The organism is Caballeronia sp. TF1N1, assembly GCF_022878925.1.
In the GTDB taxonomy this organism is placed as follows: Bacteria; Pseudomonadota; Gammaproteobacteria; order Burkholderiales; family Burkholderiaceae; genus Caballeronia.
Map to the genome: position 1 here is coordinate 965,662 of NZ_CP084628.1, position 15,621 is coordinate 981,282.

14 protein-coding genes are annotated in these 15,621 nt (G+C 63.1%); 6 read left to right on the top strand and 8 right to left on the bottom strand.

Features of this window, described 5'->3' with window-relative positions; genetic code table 11:
- Nucleotides 1-87: 87 nt before the first annotated feature.
- The 6 genes from LDZ28_RS25130 to LDZ28_RS25155 all read left to right on the top strand — a co-directional run bounded on the left by LDZ28_RS25130 (nt 88) and on the right by LDZ28_RS25155 (nt 6,422).
- Nucleotides 88-1,164 (top strand): ABC transporter ATP-binding protein, encoded by a 1,077-nt coding sequence (locus LDZ28_RS25130; protein WP_244830124.1) that lies wholly within the window; start codon nt 88-90, stop codon nt 1,162-1,164.
- Nucleotides 1,165-1,245: 81 nt separating this feature from the next.
- Nucleotides 1,246-1,959: an HAD-IA family hydrolase gene (locus LDZ28_RS25135; RefSeq protein WP_244830125.1), complete on the top strand. Its 714-nt coding sequence runs from the start codon at nt 1,246-1,248 to the stop codon at nt 1,957-1,959.
- A gap of 2 nt (nt 1,960-1,961) precedes the next feature.
- A complete protein-coding gene (locus LDZ28_RS25140; RefSeq protein ID WP_244830126.1) occupies nt 1,962-3,272 on the top strand; it encodes an FAD-binding oxidoreductase in 1,311 nt (436 codons plus the stop codon).
- 38 nt (nt 3,273-3,310) lie between these two features.
- Nucleotides 3,311-4,180 carry an ABC transporter permease gene (locus tag LDZ28_RS25145; RefSeq protein WP_370652234.1) on the top strand — a complete coding sequence of 290 codons (870 nt, stop codon included), beginning with the start codon at nt 3,311-3,313 and terminating at the stop codon, nt 4,178-4,180.
- Nucleotides 4,177-4,971 carry an ABC transporter permease gene (locus LDZ28_RS25150; RefSeq protein WP_244830128.1) on the top strand — a complete coding sequence of 265 codons (795 nt, stop codon included), beginning with the start codon at nt 4,177-4,179 and terminating at the stop codon, nt 4,969-4,971. Before LDZ28_RS25145 ends, LDZ28_RS25150 begins: the two co-directional genes overlap by 4 nt.
- A 23-nt stretch (nt 4,972-4,994) precedes the next feature.
- On the top strand, nt 4,995-6,422 hold the full coding sequence (locus LDZ28_RS25155) for an aldehyde dehydrogenase family protein (protein ID WP_244830129.1): 1,428 nt from the start codon (nt 4,995-4,997) through the stop codon (nt 6,420-6,422).
- A 56-nt stretch (nt 6,423-6,478) separates the two neighbouring features.
- Here LDZ28_RS25155 and LDZ28_RS25160 read toward each other — a convergent pair whose 3' ends face one another.
- The 8 genes from LDZ28_RS25160 to LDZ28_RS25195 form a co-directional block, all read right to left on the bottom strand.
- A complete protein-coding gene (locus LDZ28_RS25160; protein ID WP_244831035.1) occupies nt 6,479-8,221 on the bottom strand; it encodes a GMC family oxidoreductase in 1,743 nt (580 codons plus the stop codon).
- Nucleotides 8,222-8,244: 23 nt separating this feature from the next.
- Entirely contained in the window at nt 8,245-9,261 is a 1,017-nt protein-coding gene (locus LDZ28_RS25165; RefSeq protein ID WP_244830130.1) for an ABC transporter substrate-binding protein, read from the bottom strand.
- 243 nt (nt 9,262-9,504) lie between these two features.
- Nucleotides 9,505-9,852, bottom strand: coding sequence for a cupin domain-containing protein (locus tag LDZ28_RS25170; RefSeq protein ID WP_244830131.1), 348 nt, complete (start codon nt 9,850-9,852; stop codon nt 9,505-9,507).
- Between the two features lie 25 nt (nt 9,853-9,877).
- The gene (locus LDZ28_RS25175) at nt 9,878-10,855 is read right to left on the bottom strand and encodes a M14 family metallopeptidase (protein WP_244830132.1); all 978 of its coding nucleotides are present in this window, start codon (nt 10,853-10,855) and stop codon (nt 9,878-9,880) included.
- Nucleotides 10,852-12,318 (bottom strand): NAD-dependent succinate-semialdehyde dehydrogenase, encoded by a 1,467-nt coding sequence (locus LDZ28_RS25180; RefSeq protein WP_244830133.1) that lies wholly within the window; start codon nt 12,316-12,318, stop codon nt 10,852-10,854. The genes LDZ28_RS25175 and LDZ28_RS25180 overlap by 4 nt, the downstream gene beginning before the upstream one ends.
- Before the next feature lie 10 nt (nt 12,319-12,328).
- Entirely contained in the window at nt 12,329-13,408 is a 1,080-nt protein-coding gene (locus LDZ28_RS25185; protein ID WP_244830134.1) for a tartrate dehydrogenase, read from the bottom strand.
- A 133-nt stretch (nt 13,409-13,541) separates the two neighbouring features.
- The gene (locus LDZ28_RS25190; RefSeq protein ID WP_244830135.1) at nt 13,542-14,039 is read right to left on the bottom strand and encodes an Lrp/AsnC family transcriptional regulator; all 498 of its coding nucleotides are present in this window, start codon (nt 14,037-14,039) and stop codon (nt 13,542-13,544) included.
- Nucleotides 14,040-14,084: 45 nt separating this feature from the next.
- Entirely contained in the window at nt 14,085-15,515 is a 1,431-nt protein-coding gene (locus LDZ28_RS25195) for an aspartate aminotransferase family protein (RefSeq protein WP_244830136.1), read from the bottom strand.
- Nucleotides 15,516-15,621: the final 106 nt, after the last annotated feature.

The following is a 15,621-nucleotide window of genomic DNA, read 5'->3' on the forward strand; positions in this document are numbered from 1 at the left end:
CGATCCAACAATTTTGGAATTGCCGTCAAAAACATCGCGCCGTATATTTTTCTTAATCCTCAAGCCCGAAGACACGAGACGACACTCATGGATGCACGAGCGAAAACCGGCGTATCGATCAGGTCGGCAACCAAGCGCTACGGCGCGCTGGCCGCACTCGACGATGTTTCTCTCGACATCGCGCCGGGCGAATTCGTCTCGTTGCTCGGCCCGTCGGGTTCGGGCAAGACCACGCTACTAGGCATTCTCGGCGGCTTCGTGCAGCCAACGTCCGGAAGCGTCTGGGTCGGCGAGCGCGACATTACATTTGCGCCGCCGCACAAGCGCGATATCGGCATCGTGTTCCAGAACTACGCGCTCTTTCCGCATATGACGGTGGGCGAGAACGTCGCGTTCTCGCTGCGTGCGCGACGCGAGCCGAAATCCACCTGGCCGAAGAAGGTCGCCGATGCCCTGGCGATGGTCGAACTCGCGGGCTACGAGAATCGCGGCATCGACCAGTTGTCGGGCGGGCAGAAGCAACGCGTGGCGCTCGCCCGCGCGATGGTCTTCGAGCCGCAACTGATCCTGATGGACGAGCCGCTCTCCGCGCTCGACAAGCAATTGCGCGAGACCATGCAGATCGAGCTGCGGCGGCTGCATCGGCGGCTTGGCGCGACCATTGTCAACGTGACGCACGATCAGCGCGAGGCGCTCACCATGAGCGACCGCGTGGCCGTGCTCAAAGACGGCAAGCTCGTGCAGATCGACACGCCCGAGCGTCTCTACGACCGTCCTTGCGATGCGTTCGTCGCGAGCTTCATCGGCGAGGCGACCTTGCTCGACGTGAGCCGCGCGGGCGACGACACCGTGCGTCTCGGCAACACGGTCTTGCGCACGGCGCACCCGTTGCCACGCGGCGAGAAGCTCTTGCTCGCGGTGCAGACGGAGAAGCTTTTCATCGCGCATGGCGACGCGCAAGCAAACGCCAACCGCTTTTCCTGTCGCGTGACCGAAGTGCTTTATCAGGGCGAAAGTCTGCGCGTGTTCGCGGTGCTCGCAGACGGCACGGCCATCAGCCTGAGACAGCCCGGCAGCTTCGAGGCGCGCCGCCGCATTCCCCAGCCGGGCGCCGAGATGATCGTGGCGCTCGATCCCGCGGACACCATCGTCGTGCCCGCATGAACGGTTTTTCATCGCCTGTGCACGGGCGATTCGACTGGCACATGTTGCCAACTCATACGCAACCCGCAAAAGGATGATGCAATGAATCTCACCGATTTCAAGGTCCTGACGTTCGATGTCGTCGGCACGCTGATCAACTTCGAAAAAGGCGTGCTCGATTCCGTGCGGCGTCTGGGCGGCCCGAAGGCGAAGGACCTGACCGATGACCAGATCTTCACGCCGTACATGGATGGCCGCGCGAAGTATCCGGGGCGTTCGAGCCATGAGATGGCCAACGTCTATCTGCATCTGGCGAAGGAACTCGGTTTGCCCGACGACGCGCAATCGGCTGCCGCGTTCCAGCGCGACGTGCTCGAATGGCCCGCCTTCGAAGATTCGGTTGCCGCATTGAAGCGCCTGCGCAAGCACTTCCGGCTCGTCGCGATGACCAACGCGGACCGCGTCGCGCTGTCGGCGTATGCGCATACGCTCGGCAATCCGTTCGACGATACCGTCTGCTGCGACGAAACCGGTGTCGCCAAGCCCGACCCGCAATTCTTCGCTTACAACCGTGGACGTCAGGCTGCGTTCGGCTACAAGTTCGACGAGATTCTGCATACGGCGCAGAGCCAGTATCACGACATCGGCGTCGCGACGAAGCTCGGTTATGCGACGTGCTGGATCGAACGCCGTCAAGGTCAGAAAGGCTTCGGCGCCACGCCCGTGCCGGAGAACGTGACGACGCCGACGTTCAAGTTCGCGACCCTCGCCGCGCTCGCCGATGCGGTCGAGGCCGAACTGCGCGCCGCCGCCTGATCATGCGCGCCCCGACGACGCCGCGTCCCGTACCCGACTCGCTCTGGCGGGCGATGGCCGGCCCCGCTGCCGCCACGGCGCCCTTGGCTCGCGACCTCGATGTGGAAGTCGCGATCATCGGTGCGGGCTATTCGGGGCTGACGGCCGCCCATGCCTTGCAAAAGCGCGGCGTGGCGTGCGCCGTGCTCGATGCGAATCCGGTCGGATGGGGCGCAAGCGGTCGCAACGGCGGCGTGGTGTCGTCGAAATTCAGGCTGTCGTTTCCGTCGATTGCGAGCGCGCATGGCGTCGCTATGGCCAAGCGCATGCATCGGCTCGCGCACGAGGGCGTGCGCGCGGTGGAAGCGCTCATCGACGAATTCGGTTTGCAGGCCGCGCAATTCGAGCACACGGGCAGTCTGCGTTGCGCTCATACCGAGCGCGCTTTCGCCTCGATACGGGCGGAAGCCGAGTGGGTTCGCACGACACTCGGCGACACGACCATGAGCGTGCAGTCGCGCGCCGAAGTGGAACACGAGACGGGTTCGCGTGGTTTCGTGGGCGGCGTGTTGAGCGCGGACGCGGGCACCATCTTGCCGCTGGAATACGTGCGCGGGCTTGCCGACGGTCTGACTGCGCGCGGCGTGCCGATCTTCGAATCGACACCGGTGATCGACATGACGCGCGCGGACGATCGTCGCGTGATCTTGCGTGCCCCTGGCGGCACGGTGCGCGCGAAACAGGTGATCGTCGCAACCAACGCTTATTCGAATCTTTCCGATGCCACTGCCGCCTATCATCGCGAACTCGTGCCGTTTCGCAGCGCGATGATCGCGACCGCGAAGCTTCCCGCCGACCTCGACGCGCAGATGATGATCAATCGCCGCAGCTACGCCGAAACGCGCCGCATGATGAAGTGGTTTCGCAAGGTGGATGGCCGCATGCTCTTCGGCGGACGCGATGCCTTCGGCAAGGAAGGCGAGCCAACCGGCTTCGATGCGTTGCAACGCGCGATGATCGCGCTGTTCCCGCAACTCAACGGCGTGCCGGTCGCGTACCGCTGGTCGGGCTATGTCGGCATGACCTTCAACGCGCTGCCGCATGTCGGCCGTAGCGACGACGCCACCACGTTCTGCCTCGGCTACAACGGCGCGGGGATTTCCATGGCGAGCCTCGTCGGGCAACATGCAGCGGCGCTCGCCCTCGGCGACAAGCCCGATCTCGCGCTGCTCGCGCAAGACGGCTTGCGGCCGGTGCCTTTTCATGCGCTGCGCGCGCCGGGCGTGAGGCTCGTCGCCGCGTGGTATCAGTTTCTCGACGCCGTGGGTGCATGATGACGATAGCCAAACGGATACTAGAGGATGCAACGCCGATGCATGCCGCCGCAACCGACCCCTCGGTGCGCCATCAAAGACGCGAAGACCGCGCCATGCTGCTGCTCATGGCGCCCGCGTTGTTCGTGGTGATCGTGCTGCTGGTGGTGCCGCTCGCGTGGCTGTCGTGGCAGTCCATTTATCACGAAGGCGCGTTCACGCTCGTGAACTATCGGCGCGTTTTCACGGGCGCTTATCTCGACACCTTTCTGCTGACGTTCAAGCTGTCCATTATCGTGACGGGCGTGACGCTTTTGCTGGGATATCCGGTCGCATATTTCGCGGCATCGGTTTCGCCGCGATGGAGCGCGTTGATACTCGGCATGGTCATTCTGCCGTTCTGGACCAGCGTGCTCGTGCGCACTTACGCATGGCTCGTGCTGTTGCAGCGCACGGGCCTCATCAACAAGGCGCTGCTCGGCATGGGGCTGATCGAGCGGCCCTTGCAGCTTTCGTATAACCAGTTCGGCACGATCATCGCGATGGTGCATATCCTCTTGCCTTTCATGGTGCTGCCGCTCTATTCGGCGATGCAGAAGATTCCGCCGAACCTGTCGCAAGCGGGCGCGAGTCTCGGCGGTTCGCCCTTGCATGTGTTCATGCGCGTGTTCTTGCCGCTCTCGATGGGCGGCGTCGTCGCGGGCGTGACACTCGTCTTCGTGTTGTGCCTGGGCTTCTACATCACGCCGGAACTCATGGGCGGCGGCAAGTCGATGATGGTCTCCATGATCGTCAGCCGTAATGTGGAGATCTACAACAGTTGGGGCGCGGCGAGTTCGGTGAGCGTGGTGCTGCTGCTGTGTGTCTTTGCGATCTTCTGGCTCGCGAGCCGCGTCATTCCGCTCGAAAAAACGCTGGGGGCGAAATGAAGAGACTGTCGCTCGGCCGGATCATACTCGGCGCATCGGTGCTGCTGATCCTCGTGTTCCTGATGGTGCCGGTGGTGATCGTCGTGCCGCTGTCGTTTTCGGATGCGCGCTTTCTGACCTTTCCGCCGCCCGCGTATTCGTTGCGCTGGTATCACGCGTTCTTCGACAACCCCGCGTGGATCGACGCAGCCAAGACGACCTTCGCCGCATCGACATGCGCGTCATTGATAGCGACGCCGCTCGGTATTGCGGCGGCTTATGGCATTCAGTACGGCTCGCACTGGTCGATGCGCTATCTGCGCACGCTCCTCATGTTGCCGATGATGGTACCGATCATCATCGTCGCGGTGGGCGTGTTCTTCGTGTTCACGCAAGCGGGATACGTGAATACGCTGGGCGGGCTCATCATCGCGGACACCATGCTGGGTCTGCCTTATGTGCTCATCTCGGTCGGCGCGGATCTGCGCAGCTTCGACCGCACGCAGGAAATGGTCGCGCGCAGTCTCGGCATGAACCGCTTTCGCAGTTTCATGGCGGTGACGCTGCCGCAGATTCGCGCGAGCGTGATCTCGGGCGCGGTGTTCGTCTTCATTCAGGCGCTCGATGAAACCGTCGTCGCGCTGTTCATTTCGGGCGGCAGCAACCAGACGCTCACGCGTCGCATGTTCGTCACCTTGCGCGACGAGATCGATCCGACCATCGCGGCCATCAGCACCATGCTCACGGCGATTACGTTGTGCCTCGTGATGATCGTGGTCGTGAGCCGGCGCTCGGCGGTGGCGCGCACTTAACGCTTATAGAAACGGATCAACGCATGTCACACTCATTGCAGTTCTACATCGATGGCGCGTGGGTCGAACCGGCCGGCACGCGACGTCTGCCCGTGATCGATCCCTGCACGGAAGAAGCGTTTGCAGAGATCGCACTCGGCGATGCGCGCGATGTCGATCGCGCGGTTGCAGCCGCGCGGCGTGCATTCGAAACGTACTCGCGGACATCGGTGCCAGAGCGCGTCGCGTTGCTCGAACGCATACTCGAAGCGTACCTTGCGCGTTACGACGAGATGGCCGAAGTCATCACGCGTGAAATCGGCGCGCCTTCCAAGTTATCGCATGCGTGGCAGGCGTCGCTCGGCAAGCGGCATATCGAAGAGACCTTGCGCACGGTCGCGCGCTTTCAGTGGCAACGCAGGAAGGGCACGACGCTCATCAACCACGAACCGGTCGGCGTCGCTGCGCTCATCACGCCGTGGAACTGGCCGATCAACCAGATCGTCTGCAAGGTCGCGCCCGCGCTCGCTGCGGGTTGCACGGTGGTGCTCAAGCCAAGCGAAGTATCGCCGCTGAATGCGCTCTTGTTTGCCGAGATTCTCGATGCAGCAGGCGTGCCGCCGGGCGTGTTCAATCTCATCAATGGCGACGGTCCGACCGTGGGCGCGGCGCTGTCTTCGCATCCGGATGTGGACATGGTGTCGTTCACTGGCTCGACGCGCGCGGGAGTCGAGATTGCGAAGCTGGCCGCGCCGACCGTGAAGCGCGTGCATCAGGAGCTGGGCGGCAAGTCGGCGAACATCCTGCTTGACGATGTCGATCTGGAAGCGGCCGTGACGGCGGGCGTGAACTCGTGCTTCGGCAATAGCGGTCAGTCGTGCAATGCGCCCACGCGCATGCTCGTGCCTGCATCGCGTCATGCAGAGGCCGTGGAGATCGCGCGGCGTGCGGCTTCGAAGCAGCGCGTCGGCCCCGCCGATGCGGACGGCACGACGATGGGCCCGGTCGTCAGCGACGTGCAGTTCACGCGCGTGCAGCGGTTGATTGGCATCGGCATCGAAGAAGGCGCCGAGTTGGTGGCGGGCGGTTTGGGGCGTCCGGACGGGTTGGAACGTGGTTACTACGTGAAGCCGACGGTGTTCGCTGGTGTCGATCCGTCGATGACAATTGCGCGCGAGGAAATCTTCGGGCCGGTGCTTGCGATCATGCCGTATCGCGATGACGAAGAAGCAATTGCGATTGCCAACGATACGCCGTTCGGGCTTGCGGCTTACGTGCAGTCTGGGGATAAGGAGCGGGCGCGGAAGGTGGCGCTACGCATGCGCGCGGGTAGCGTTTATGTGAACTATCCGGCATGGGATGCGGGGTCGCCATTTGGCGGATATAAGCAGTCGGGGAATGGGCGCGAGTATGGGGAGTGGGGGTTGGAGGCGTTTTTGGAGGTCAAGGGGATCGTGGGGTTTGGGGAGTAGTCAAGCGCACGCGCCTCGATTCTTAGCGCGCGTGACGCGAACGCCAATCTCACGCCCTACGATATCCGCTTCGACCCATACCCATCCACCACCCCGACCTCGCTCGCAAAGCGATTGGCGCTCGACTCCGCCCGCAGCATATCCGCCACGCGCTCGGCCATCATGATCGTCGGCACATTTGTATTGGCACAGGGTATCGAAGGCATCAGCGAGGCGTCGCATACATAAAGACCATCAACGCCATACACCGCGCCGCGCGCGTCAGTCACGGCGAGCGGATCGTTTTCAGCGCCCATGCGGCATGTGCCCGACGGATGCCACGTTCCGCCAACCGATCGTGTCACGAACCGCGTGAGCGCTTCGTCATCGTTCATCAAGTCGGCGATGCTCACGCCCTGCGTCACCACGCGTCGGATCAGCCATCCACGCAACGGTCCGGCAACATCCAGCAGCGCACTCAACGCGCCGCGCTGCAACGCGTTCCACATTCCCGGCACGGCGACCGCTGCGACGCGCGGCGAATAGCTCGACGGAAACACGATGTCGCGATGCGCATCCATCGACGCCGCGTTAAGTGTTTGCGCGCCGAAGCGCAAGGCAAGCTTGAGCCGTTCGAGGTCGCGTGTATCGGAAAGCATGGCGAAATCGACCTTCGGTTCATCGAGTGGATTCGCCGATGCCAACGTCACCCGCCCGCGCGAATACGACTTGTTGACCCAAAAGAAGATCGTGCCGAGCCGATAACCCACCGAATGCCAGCCGGAACGCGAAAGAATCGCGCCGTGCATGTCGCCGGGCACGGTGTCATCGAGATGTGATGAGAAGCGCACGATCGCCTGCTCGTGATGCTCATCGGGATAAGGCGTGCGCGCCGAACGCGGCAAAAACGCGGACACCGCAATCGACGGATGCTCCATCAGATTGCCGCCCACGCCCGGCCGGTCCGCGCATACTTCGATGCCGAGCGCAGCCAACGCTTGCGCCGGCCCGATGCCGCTGCGCATGAGCAACGCAGGACTGTGTATCGCACCCGCCGAGACGATCACGCGCCGCGCGTGCACATCTTCGTGGGTGCCATCCGGCCGCAGGATGCGCGCACCGATCGCGCGTTTGCCATCGAACAAAATGCGATCGACGACGAGACCCGTGCGGATCGATAGATTCACGCGCTTGCGAGTGGCATCGTCGAGATAACAGATGGACGTCGGAATACGTTCGCCCGCCGCGCTCACCGAGAGCGAGCCGATAAACGCGCCGTCTTGCCAGGGCCCGTTCTGATCGTCATGTAATGGATGGCCGCTCTTGCTAAGCGTATCCAGCACGGCGCGCACGAACGGCGAGATGCGCGCCCACTTCGGACGCTGAATGCGCAGCGGTCCGTCCGAGCCGTGATAGGGGCCGGCGAAGTCGCAATCGGCTTCGAGCTTGCGGAAGTAGGGCAGGCAGCTCTGCCAGTTCCAGCCATCGGCCCCGAGCGTGTCCCACTCGTCGTAATCGGCGGGCGCGCCGCGATTGGCCATCAGCGCGTTGATCGCGGAACCGCCGCCGAGAATGCGCGCTTGCTCATAACGTCGAACGGGCGCGAGCGCGCTCATGCGGGCCTTCAACTGCCGCCAGATGTTGTTCGTATCGAGATAAGCGCGCCCCGGATAGCGGCTGCGAACCGCGTCCGGCATGGTGCTCGCGGAGATGTCGCGGCCCGCCTCGACGAGGCATATGTGCTTGCCTGCATCCTCCGACAGGCGCGCGGCCAGCACGCAGCCCGCCGAGCCGCCGCCGAGAATCAGATAATCGATCATGCCGAAACGCGCGCGCTGCACGCTCACTGCATGAACTTGAGCCACCGCGCCTTGGCCTGAATGCCCGGGTCCGATGCCCACCATTCTTCCTGCATCAGCGCTTGTTTCGCGGCATTGGCGGGTGAACTCGGCAGCTCGGACGCGCGCTTCTCGCTGATCTTGCCGGTCTTGAACGCGGCCGGATTGCCCGGACCGTAATCGATATACGTCGGCAGGTTCGCCTGCAATTCCGGCGAAAGCGCGGTATTGAGGAAGCGCACCGCATCGTTGAGGTTCGGCGCGTTCTTCAGGATGCACAACTGCGTGTTCTGCAGGATGCCGTCGTTGAAAGTGAAGTCCACGTCCGGATCGTCCTTGCGCACGGCGCTCGCGCGGCCGTTCCAGATCATCGTCATGTCGACTTCGCCGTCGTGCAGCAACTGCGCCGACTGGCCGCCCGAGGTCCACCATACCGTGATGTTCGGCTTGATCTCTTCGAGCTTCCTGAACGCGCGATCGACATCGAGCGGATAGAGCTTGTCGCGCGCCACGCCGTCCGCGAGCAAGGCGGCTTCGAGCACGGTCTGCGGGTCGTTGCGCAAGGCGCGCGTGCCGGGGAAACCTTTCACGTCCCAGAAGTCCTTCCAGCTTTGCGGCACCTTCTTGAGCGTTTTCTTGTTGTAGCCGATGACGGTCGAATAAAACTCGTACGCCGCCGAATAGGGCGTGCGGTATTGCTCGGGCATCGCGGCCGCGTTGGGGATCTTCGAGAAGTCGAGCTTTTCCAGCAAGCCTTCGCGCCCGCCGCGCAGACAGTTCGACGTTGGGGTATCGATCACGTCCCAGATCGGCTTGCCGGTAGCGGCTTGCGCTTTGACTTGCGGCCATGCATCCGGAATGCTGTCCTGCTTGATCGTGATGCCGAGTTCTTTTGCAGCGGGATCGAGAATCGCCTTGGTCTGCGCTTCCTGATAAGCGCCGCCTTGCGACACGAAAGTGATGCTGCCCGCGGCAAAAGCCGGTGCCGCGCCGCCCAGGGCCATGCCAAGCGCGAAAGTCATGGCAAGCGGGCGAAGCGTGAGACGGGAACAACTGAACCTTGCAATATTGATCACGGCGTTTCCTCGACAAGGTTGAAGCGAAGGACGTCTTGCAGGTCGCGCCGTCACTGCGGATGAGCATGTCATCGCGCAAGAACGACGCGGGTCTGAGCAAAAATATATTGGGTCAAATTCGCTGGAGCAACGCCGCAATTGTTGGAGGCTCCATGACCCTAGGTTATGCCCTGCAATTCAAGAAACGCTTCACTGGAAAATCACGTAGACCTTGCGCATGGTCTCCTCGACTTCCCATGTTCCTTCGGTGTTCGCCGCGAAAAACAGCGTGTCGCCGCCCGTGAAGTGCACGGTGTCTTCGCCATCGGGCGTGAAGCGTCCGCTTCCGGCAAGAAAGTGCATGACTTCCGCTTCCTTGACCGAGCGACGATACGTGCCCGGCGTGCATTCGAACACGCCGGTGTCGATGTTCTCGCTGCCCGGAATCACGCGCTGTACGCCCGAAACCCTGATTTGCGGTGTGCCCGGAAGGCCTGCCGTGCCCCAGTCTTCCAGGCCTTGTAGCCCGATGCTCTGCTTGATCTGCTGAACTTTCATATGGTCGTGTCTTGTCGATCGAGTGTTATTGCGATGCAGCGATACGCTGTTCTATCTTCCCAAGCCTCACCACCGTCACGCCCGCGCGCAATTGGCGCAGCGAAGGCATGACGAGCATGCAATCGGCATAGGGCGTGCGGACCGCTTCGCCTTCGGACCAACCGATCACGCTACCGGCTTCCGGAAAGACTTCGAGGCCGGTGTAGGCATCGGCGAAACGGAAGTCGAGGCTCTTTGCCACGACCGGTTCCGTTACGCGCACGATCAGCATTTCCGGCGGTGACGGCTTGATCCATCCAATGGGGAGATCGGCCTCATCGAGCACGTCGGCAAGGCGGAGAAAGCGCGCCGTGACGTCGCGTGCCACGTCCACCGCGCTTGCTTCCCAATGCTGTCCGCATTCGATCAGAAGCGCGTTCTTCTCGCTGGCCGGATCGCCAAAGCCTTTGTAATCGCGCATGCGGCGGCCTTCCGGATGGCCTTCGTCGCAGATCACGGTCGCGGGCGTGCCGAGTTGCGCCGACAGCGCAATGCCTTTATCGAGCGGTCCCGCGACGATCAGCGGCGCGCTCTTCTCGTGCATCGAATGCAGGTCGAGCAGCAGATCCACCGTGTCGATGACCGGACGCATCGCGCGGGCGCGGCGCAGTTCGCTCGAATCGCGCGAGGTGTCGTCGAGCGTCTGCGCGGTCCACACGCGGTTGAAGTCCTGATCGACGAAGCGCGAGGCATCCGGCTTCGCGGCATCGAAGCGTCGATAGGCATCGACATTCGCAAACGCGAGCGTGAGCTTGCCGCGCCGCGGGCGCACTTTCGCGCGCAGGAGTTCATCGACTGCAATCGCGCCGCACACTTCGTTGCCGTGCGTGAGCGCGTTGATCATCACGTGAGGACCGGCCACGCCCGAATCGAAGGTATGCACATAAGGGATGCCGGTGTTGCCGGCCTCATGCGCGCCGATGTCCGGAAACGTGACCTGAATGGGATAAGCCGTCGCGTTCATTCGAGACCGCCCTGACAGAGATATTTGATCGACAGATAGTCGTCCAGGCCGTACTTCGAGCCTTCGCGGCCGTAGCCCGATTCCTTCACGCCGCCGAAAGGCGCGGCTTCGCTCGCGAGCGCGCCTTCGTTGATGCCGACGATGCCCGCTTCGAGCGCACGCGCCACGCGGTCGATGCGCTTCACGTCCTGGCTGTAGAAGTACGATGCGAGGCCGAAGGGCGTGTCGTTGGCGGCGCGAATGCCCTCGGCTTCGTCGTCGAAACGAAAGAGCGGCACGACAGGACCGAAGGTTTCCTCGCAGCTCAGTTGCATGTCGGGCGTGGCATCGGCGAGCACGGTCGGCGCGTAGTAGTTCGCCCCGAGTTCCGTGAGCCGCTTGCCGCCCGCGAGCACGCGTGCGCCGCGCGCGACGGCGTCATCGACATGGCGGGCGATCTTGTCGACCGCGCGCGAGTTGATCATCGGGCCGATCTGCGCTTTCGGGTCGGTCGCGGGCGCAACCTTCAATGCAGCGACGCGGTTACTGAGCAAGTCCGCGAAGCGCTCGTACACGCCGGACTGCACGAACACGCGATTCGGGCACACGCAGGTCTGTCCGCCGTTGCGGAATTTCGAGGCCATCAGGCCGGTCACCGCCGCGTCGAGATCGGCGTCATCGAACACGATGAAAGGCGCATTGCCGCCGAGTTCGAGCGAGAGCTTTTTCAGCGTATCCGCCGACTCGCGCGCGAGATACTTGCCGACAGGAGTCGAACCCGTGAAGGTGATTTTGCGTACGCGGCTGTCCTGAAGCCAGTCGGCGACCGCGGGCACCGCGCTCTCCCGCGACGAACTGATGAGATTCAACGCGCCCGCCGGCACGCCCGCCTCGTGCGCGAGCATGACGAGCGCAAGCGCGGTCAGCGGCGTGTCTTCGGCTGGCTTACCGACGACCGTGCAGCCCGCCGCGAGCGCGGGCGCGATCTTGCGCGCAATCATCGCGAGCGGAAAGTTCCACGGCGTGATGGCCGCGACGATTCCCACCGGTTCTTTCACCGCGCTCATGCGCTTGCCGCGCTGCTGTTGCGGAATGATGTCGCCGTAAATGCGCGTAGCTTCGTCGGCAAACCACGCCACATAAGACGCGCCGTACAGCACTTCGCCGCGACCTTCGGCAAGCGGCTTGCCTTGTTCGAGCGAGATGAGTTCGCCGAGCGCGTCGGCATTCTCGACGATCAGCGTGTGCCAGCGGTGCAGCACCGCCGCGCGATCCTTCGGCAGCGTGTCACGCCAAGCGGGAAACGCGCGCGCGGCGGCATCGGTGGCGGCGCGGGCATCGGCGGCGCCGCTGTCGGCTACTTCGACGATGACTTCGCCCGTCGCCGGGTTCGTCACGGCAAAGCGCTTGCCGTCGGCGGCCGCCACCCATTTGCCATCGATGAAATTATCGGCGCGGATCAGATCGCTCAATGTATGGCTCATGGCAGCTCCTTTAAAGCAGACGTTGCGCGACGGCTTGCCCGACTTGCGTCGTGTTCGCCTTCCCGCCCAGGTCGCCGGTATGCGGGCCTTCCTTGAGCGTTGCCTCGATGGCGGCGAGGATCGCGTCGTGGGCCTCGCGCTCCTTGCCCGTGCCGTTGCCGAGGAAGTCGAGCATCATCGCGGCCGACCAGATCATGGCGATCGGGTTCGCAACGCCCTTGCCCGCGATATCGGGCGCCGATCCATGCACCGGCTCGAACAGCGACGGGAAGTTGCGCTCCGGATTCATGTTGGCCGAAGGCGCGATGCCGATGGTTCCGGTGCACGCCGGCCCGAGGTCCGAAAGAATGTCGCCGAAGAGATTGGTGGCGACGACCACATCGAAGCGATCCGGGCTCAAGACGAAGCGCGCGCACAGAATGTCGATATGCTGCTTGTCCCACTTGACGTCCGGATACTGCTCCGCGATCTCCGCGGCACGCGCATCCCACCACGGCATGCTGATCGAGATACCGTTGCTCTTGGTCGCCACCGTGATGGTCTTTTCGCGGCGTTGCGCGAGATCGAACGCGAACTTCAGCACGCGCTCCGCGCCCTTGCGCGTGAAGATGGAGGTCTGCGAGACGAACTCGCGTTCCGTGCCCTCGAACATCGCGCCGCCGACAGACGAATACTCGCCTTCGGTGTTTTCACGCACGATCATGAAGTCGATATCGCCCGCCTTGCGATTCGCGAGCGGCGAGGGCACGCCTTCGAAAAGACGCGCGGGACGCAGGTTGATGTACTGGTCGAACTCGCGGCGAAACTTGAGCAGCGAACCCCACAGCGAAATATGATCGGGCACGGTCTGCGGCCAGCCCACCGCGCCGAACAGAATGGCGTCCGTGTCCTGCAGTTGCGCCTTCCAGTCGTCGGGCATCATCTGGCCGTGCGCCGCGTAGTAATCGCAGCTCGCCCATTCGATATGTTTGTATTCGAGCGCAATGTCAAAGCGCTTGCTCACGGCATCGAGCACGCGAATGGCTTCGGGCATCACTTCCTTGCCGATGCCATCGCCGGGAATAACCGCAATACGATATTTGCTGGACATGAGGATCTCCGCTTTCGTTTAGTCAGGAACCACGCGCGCGAGGGTCGTGCGCCGACCCGCCCGCGGCGCGAGCGTTCGAAGCTTCAATACAGGAAACAAGGATAACAACGCGCGTGAATGCGCGTTGCGGTGGTCAGTGCTGGCTTGGCGAGAAGAGCGTTTCGAGCGGGTAATGCGTTTTCGCGAACGCCGTCTTGATGATGACGTAGCTGAAGTACTTCTCGATGCCGATATCCCGCTCCAGCAGCCCTTCGACGATGTTTTGATAATGGCTCACGCTGCGCGTGACGAACTTCAGCAGATAGTCGTAGCCGCCGCTCGCCAGATGACATTCGACGATCTCGTCCACGTCTTTCACCGCATTCACGAACTTGATGAAGTCTTCGCGCCGGTGATCCGCCAGGGTGACTTCGGTGAAGACCACCTGAATGTCGCCGAGCTTCTCCAATTGAATCTGCGCGCCGTAGCCCACGATATAGCCCGCCTTTTCCAGACGCTTCACGCGAATCAGGCAAGGGCTTGGCGATAAGCCGACTGCATCGGCGAGTTCGACATTGGTGATGCGTCCGCGCTTTTGCAATTGCGAGAGGATGCGCAGGTCGATTCGGTCCAGCTTGCAGTCGGTGCTCATCGTGGGAGGCGGGGCGGGACATGTCGGAGAAGTCGGTCGATGTTATCACGCAGCCACGCGACGATTAAATCCCGTTGCACCGCCTGCCGCGCCGCCCAGCGCCGCGCGCACTTCCGCTTGTGCGAGGACGTCGTCGAGTGTCTTCGTGAGACGCTCGAACATCATGTCGAAATTGGCTTCCGTGTAGCACAACGCCGGTGCAAAGCCGAGGATGTTGTCGCCGAACGCGCGGAACACGAGGCCGTTGGCGTAGGCGGCAGCGGCGATGCGGTCCGGCAGCTTGAGCGAGGCGTCGAAGCCGCGCTTGGTCTCTTTGTCGGCGACGAGTTCGAGCGCGCCGAGCAGACCGCGATGCCGCGAATGTCCGACGAGCGGATGCGCAAGCAGCGAATCGAGCCCTTCGGCAAAGCGCGGCGCCCGCGCCTGGCCGTTTGCGAGCAGTCCGCCTTCGTGATAAAGCCGCATGACTTCGAGACCGATCGCCGCGCTCACCGGATGCGCCGAATAAGTGTGACCGTGACCCACGGCCACGCCATTGTTCGTACCCGACGCGATGCCTTGATAGACGGCATCGGACATGAGGACGGCGCCCATCGGCGCGTAGCCTGCCGTCAGGCCCTTGGCGACCGTCATCAAGTCCGGTTCCACGCCTTCGCCTTCGCACGCGAAGAGCGGGCCGGTGCGCCCGAAGCCGGTGATGACTTCATCGGCGACGAAGAGGATGTCCAGTTGGCGGCATGCTTCGCGCATGGCCTTGAGCCAGCCGACAGGCGGCACGATCACGCCGCCCGAACCTTGAATGGGCTCGCAGAAGAATGCGGCGACGTTCTCCGCGCCGAGCGCTTCCACCTTGGCCCGCAGCGCCGCCACCGACGCGGTGATGAGCGCGTTGTCGTCCGCGTAGTCGTTGCGATACGCATACGGCGAGGGGATGTGATGCTGCGTCGCGAGCGGCAGATCGAAGTTGCGATGGAACGCGGGCAGCGCGGTCAGCCCCGCACCGACCGACGACGAGCCGTGATAGCCGCGTTCCAGCGCGATGAAGTGCTTCTTCGCCGGACGGCCGGTCGCGTTGTAGTAGTGCGTGATGAAGCGCAGCGCGGAATCGACCGCATCCGAGCCGCCGAGCGTGAAGTACACATGCGTAAGCGATGCCGGCGCGAGATCGACCAGCTTTTCGGCCAGTTCGATAGCCGGTTCGGAGCCGAAGTGGAAGTAGCCGGTCGCGTAAGGCAGACGCGCCATCTGTTTCGAGGCCGCCTCGACGATGCTCGCATGACCATAGCCCGTGTTCACGCACCAGAGGCCGGAGAACGCGTCGAGCAGTTCCTTGCCTTCGATATCGCGCAAGAAGACGCCGTCCGCCGAATCGAGCACGGTGACGCCGCGCGCTTCATGGGCGCGGTAGCTTGCGACTGGGTGAATCAGATGTTTGCGGTCGGATTCGACCAGGGCTTGCTTGGATTGATTCGACATGAGCGGGCTCTTCTCGGAAGTAAGCTGGACCGTTCCATACTATCGGGGGAGCGCCGTCGGGCGCATCGCCAAATAAATCGCGGAAAAGCAAATATGCGGCGTTTTG

What these genes read in the sequence shown, in the direction of transcription:
- LDZ28_RS25150 (WP_244830128.1), top strand. Translation starts at nt 4,177, where the DNA reads ATGAAGAGACTGTCGCTCGGCCGGATCATACTCGGCGCATCGGTGCTG.
- LDZ28_RS25130 (WP_244830124.1), top strand. Translation starts at nt 88, where the DNA reads ATGGATGCACGAGCGAAAACCGGCGTATCGATCAGGTCGGCAACCAAG.
- LDZ28_RS25160 (WP_244831035.1), bottom strand. Translation starts at nt 8,221, where the DNA reads ATGATCGATTATCTGATTCTCGGCGGCGGCTCGGCGGGCTGCGTGCTG.
- LDZ28_RS25135 (WP_244830125.1), top strand. Translation starts at nt 1,246, where the DNA reads ATGAATCTCACCGATTTCAAGGTCCTGACGTTCGATGTCGTCGGCACG.
- LDZ28_RS25175 (WP_244830132.1), bottom strand. Translation starts at nt 10,855, where the DNA reads ATGAACGCGACGGCTTATCCCATTCAGGTCACGTTTCCGGACATCGGC.
- LDZ28_RS25185 (WP_244830134.1), bottom strand. Translation starts at nt 13,408, where the DNA reads ATGTCCAGCAAATATCGTATTGCGGTTATTCCCGGCGATGGCATCGGC.
- LDZ28_RS25195 (WP_244830136.1), bottom strand. Translation starts at nt 15,515, where the DNA reads ATGTCGAATCAATCCAAGCAAGCCCTGGTCGAATCCGACCGCAAACAT.
- LDZ28_RS25140 (WP_244830126.1), top strand. Translation starts at nt 1,962, where the DNA reads ATGCGCGCCCCGACGACGCCGCGTCCCGTACCCGACTCGCTCTGGCGG.
- LDZ28_RS25170 (WP_244830131.1), bottom strand. Translation starts at nt 9,852, where the DNA reads ATGAAAGTTCAGCAGATCAAGCAGAGCATCGGGCTACAAGGCCTGGAA.
- LDZ28_RS25165 (WP_244830130.1), bottom strand. Translation starts at nt 9,261, where the DNA reads ATGACTTTCGCGCTTGGCATGGCCCTGGGCGGCGCGGCACCGGCTTTT.
- LDZ28_RS25145 (WP_370652234.1), top strand. Translation starts at nt 3,311, where the DNA reads ATGCATGCCGCCGCAACCGACCCCTCGGTGCGCCATCAAAGACGCGAA.
- LDZ28_RS25180 (WP_244830133.1), bottom strand. Translation starts at nt 12,318, where the DNA reads ATGAGCCATACATTGAGCGATCTGATCCGCGCCGATAATTTCATCGAT.
- LDZ28_RS25155 (WP_244830129.1), top strand. Translation starts at nt 4,995, where the DNA reads ATGTCACACTCATTGCAGTTCTACATCGATGGCGCGTGGGTCGAACCG.
- LDZ28_RS25190 (WP_244830135.1), bottom strand. Translation starts at nt 14,039, where the DNA reads ATGAGCACCGACTGCAAGCTGGACCGAATCGACCTGCGCATCCTCTCG.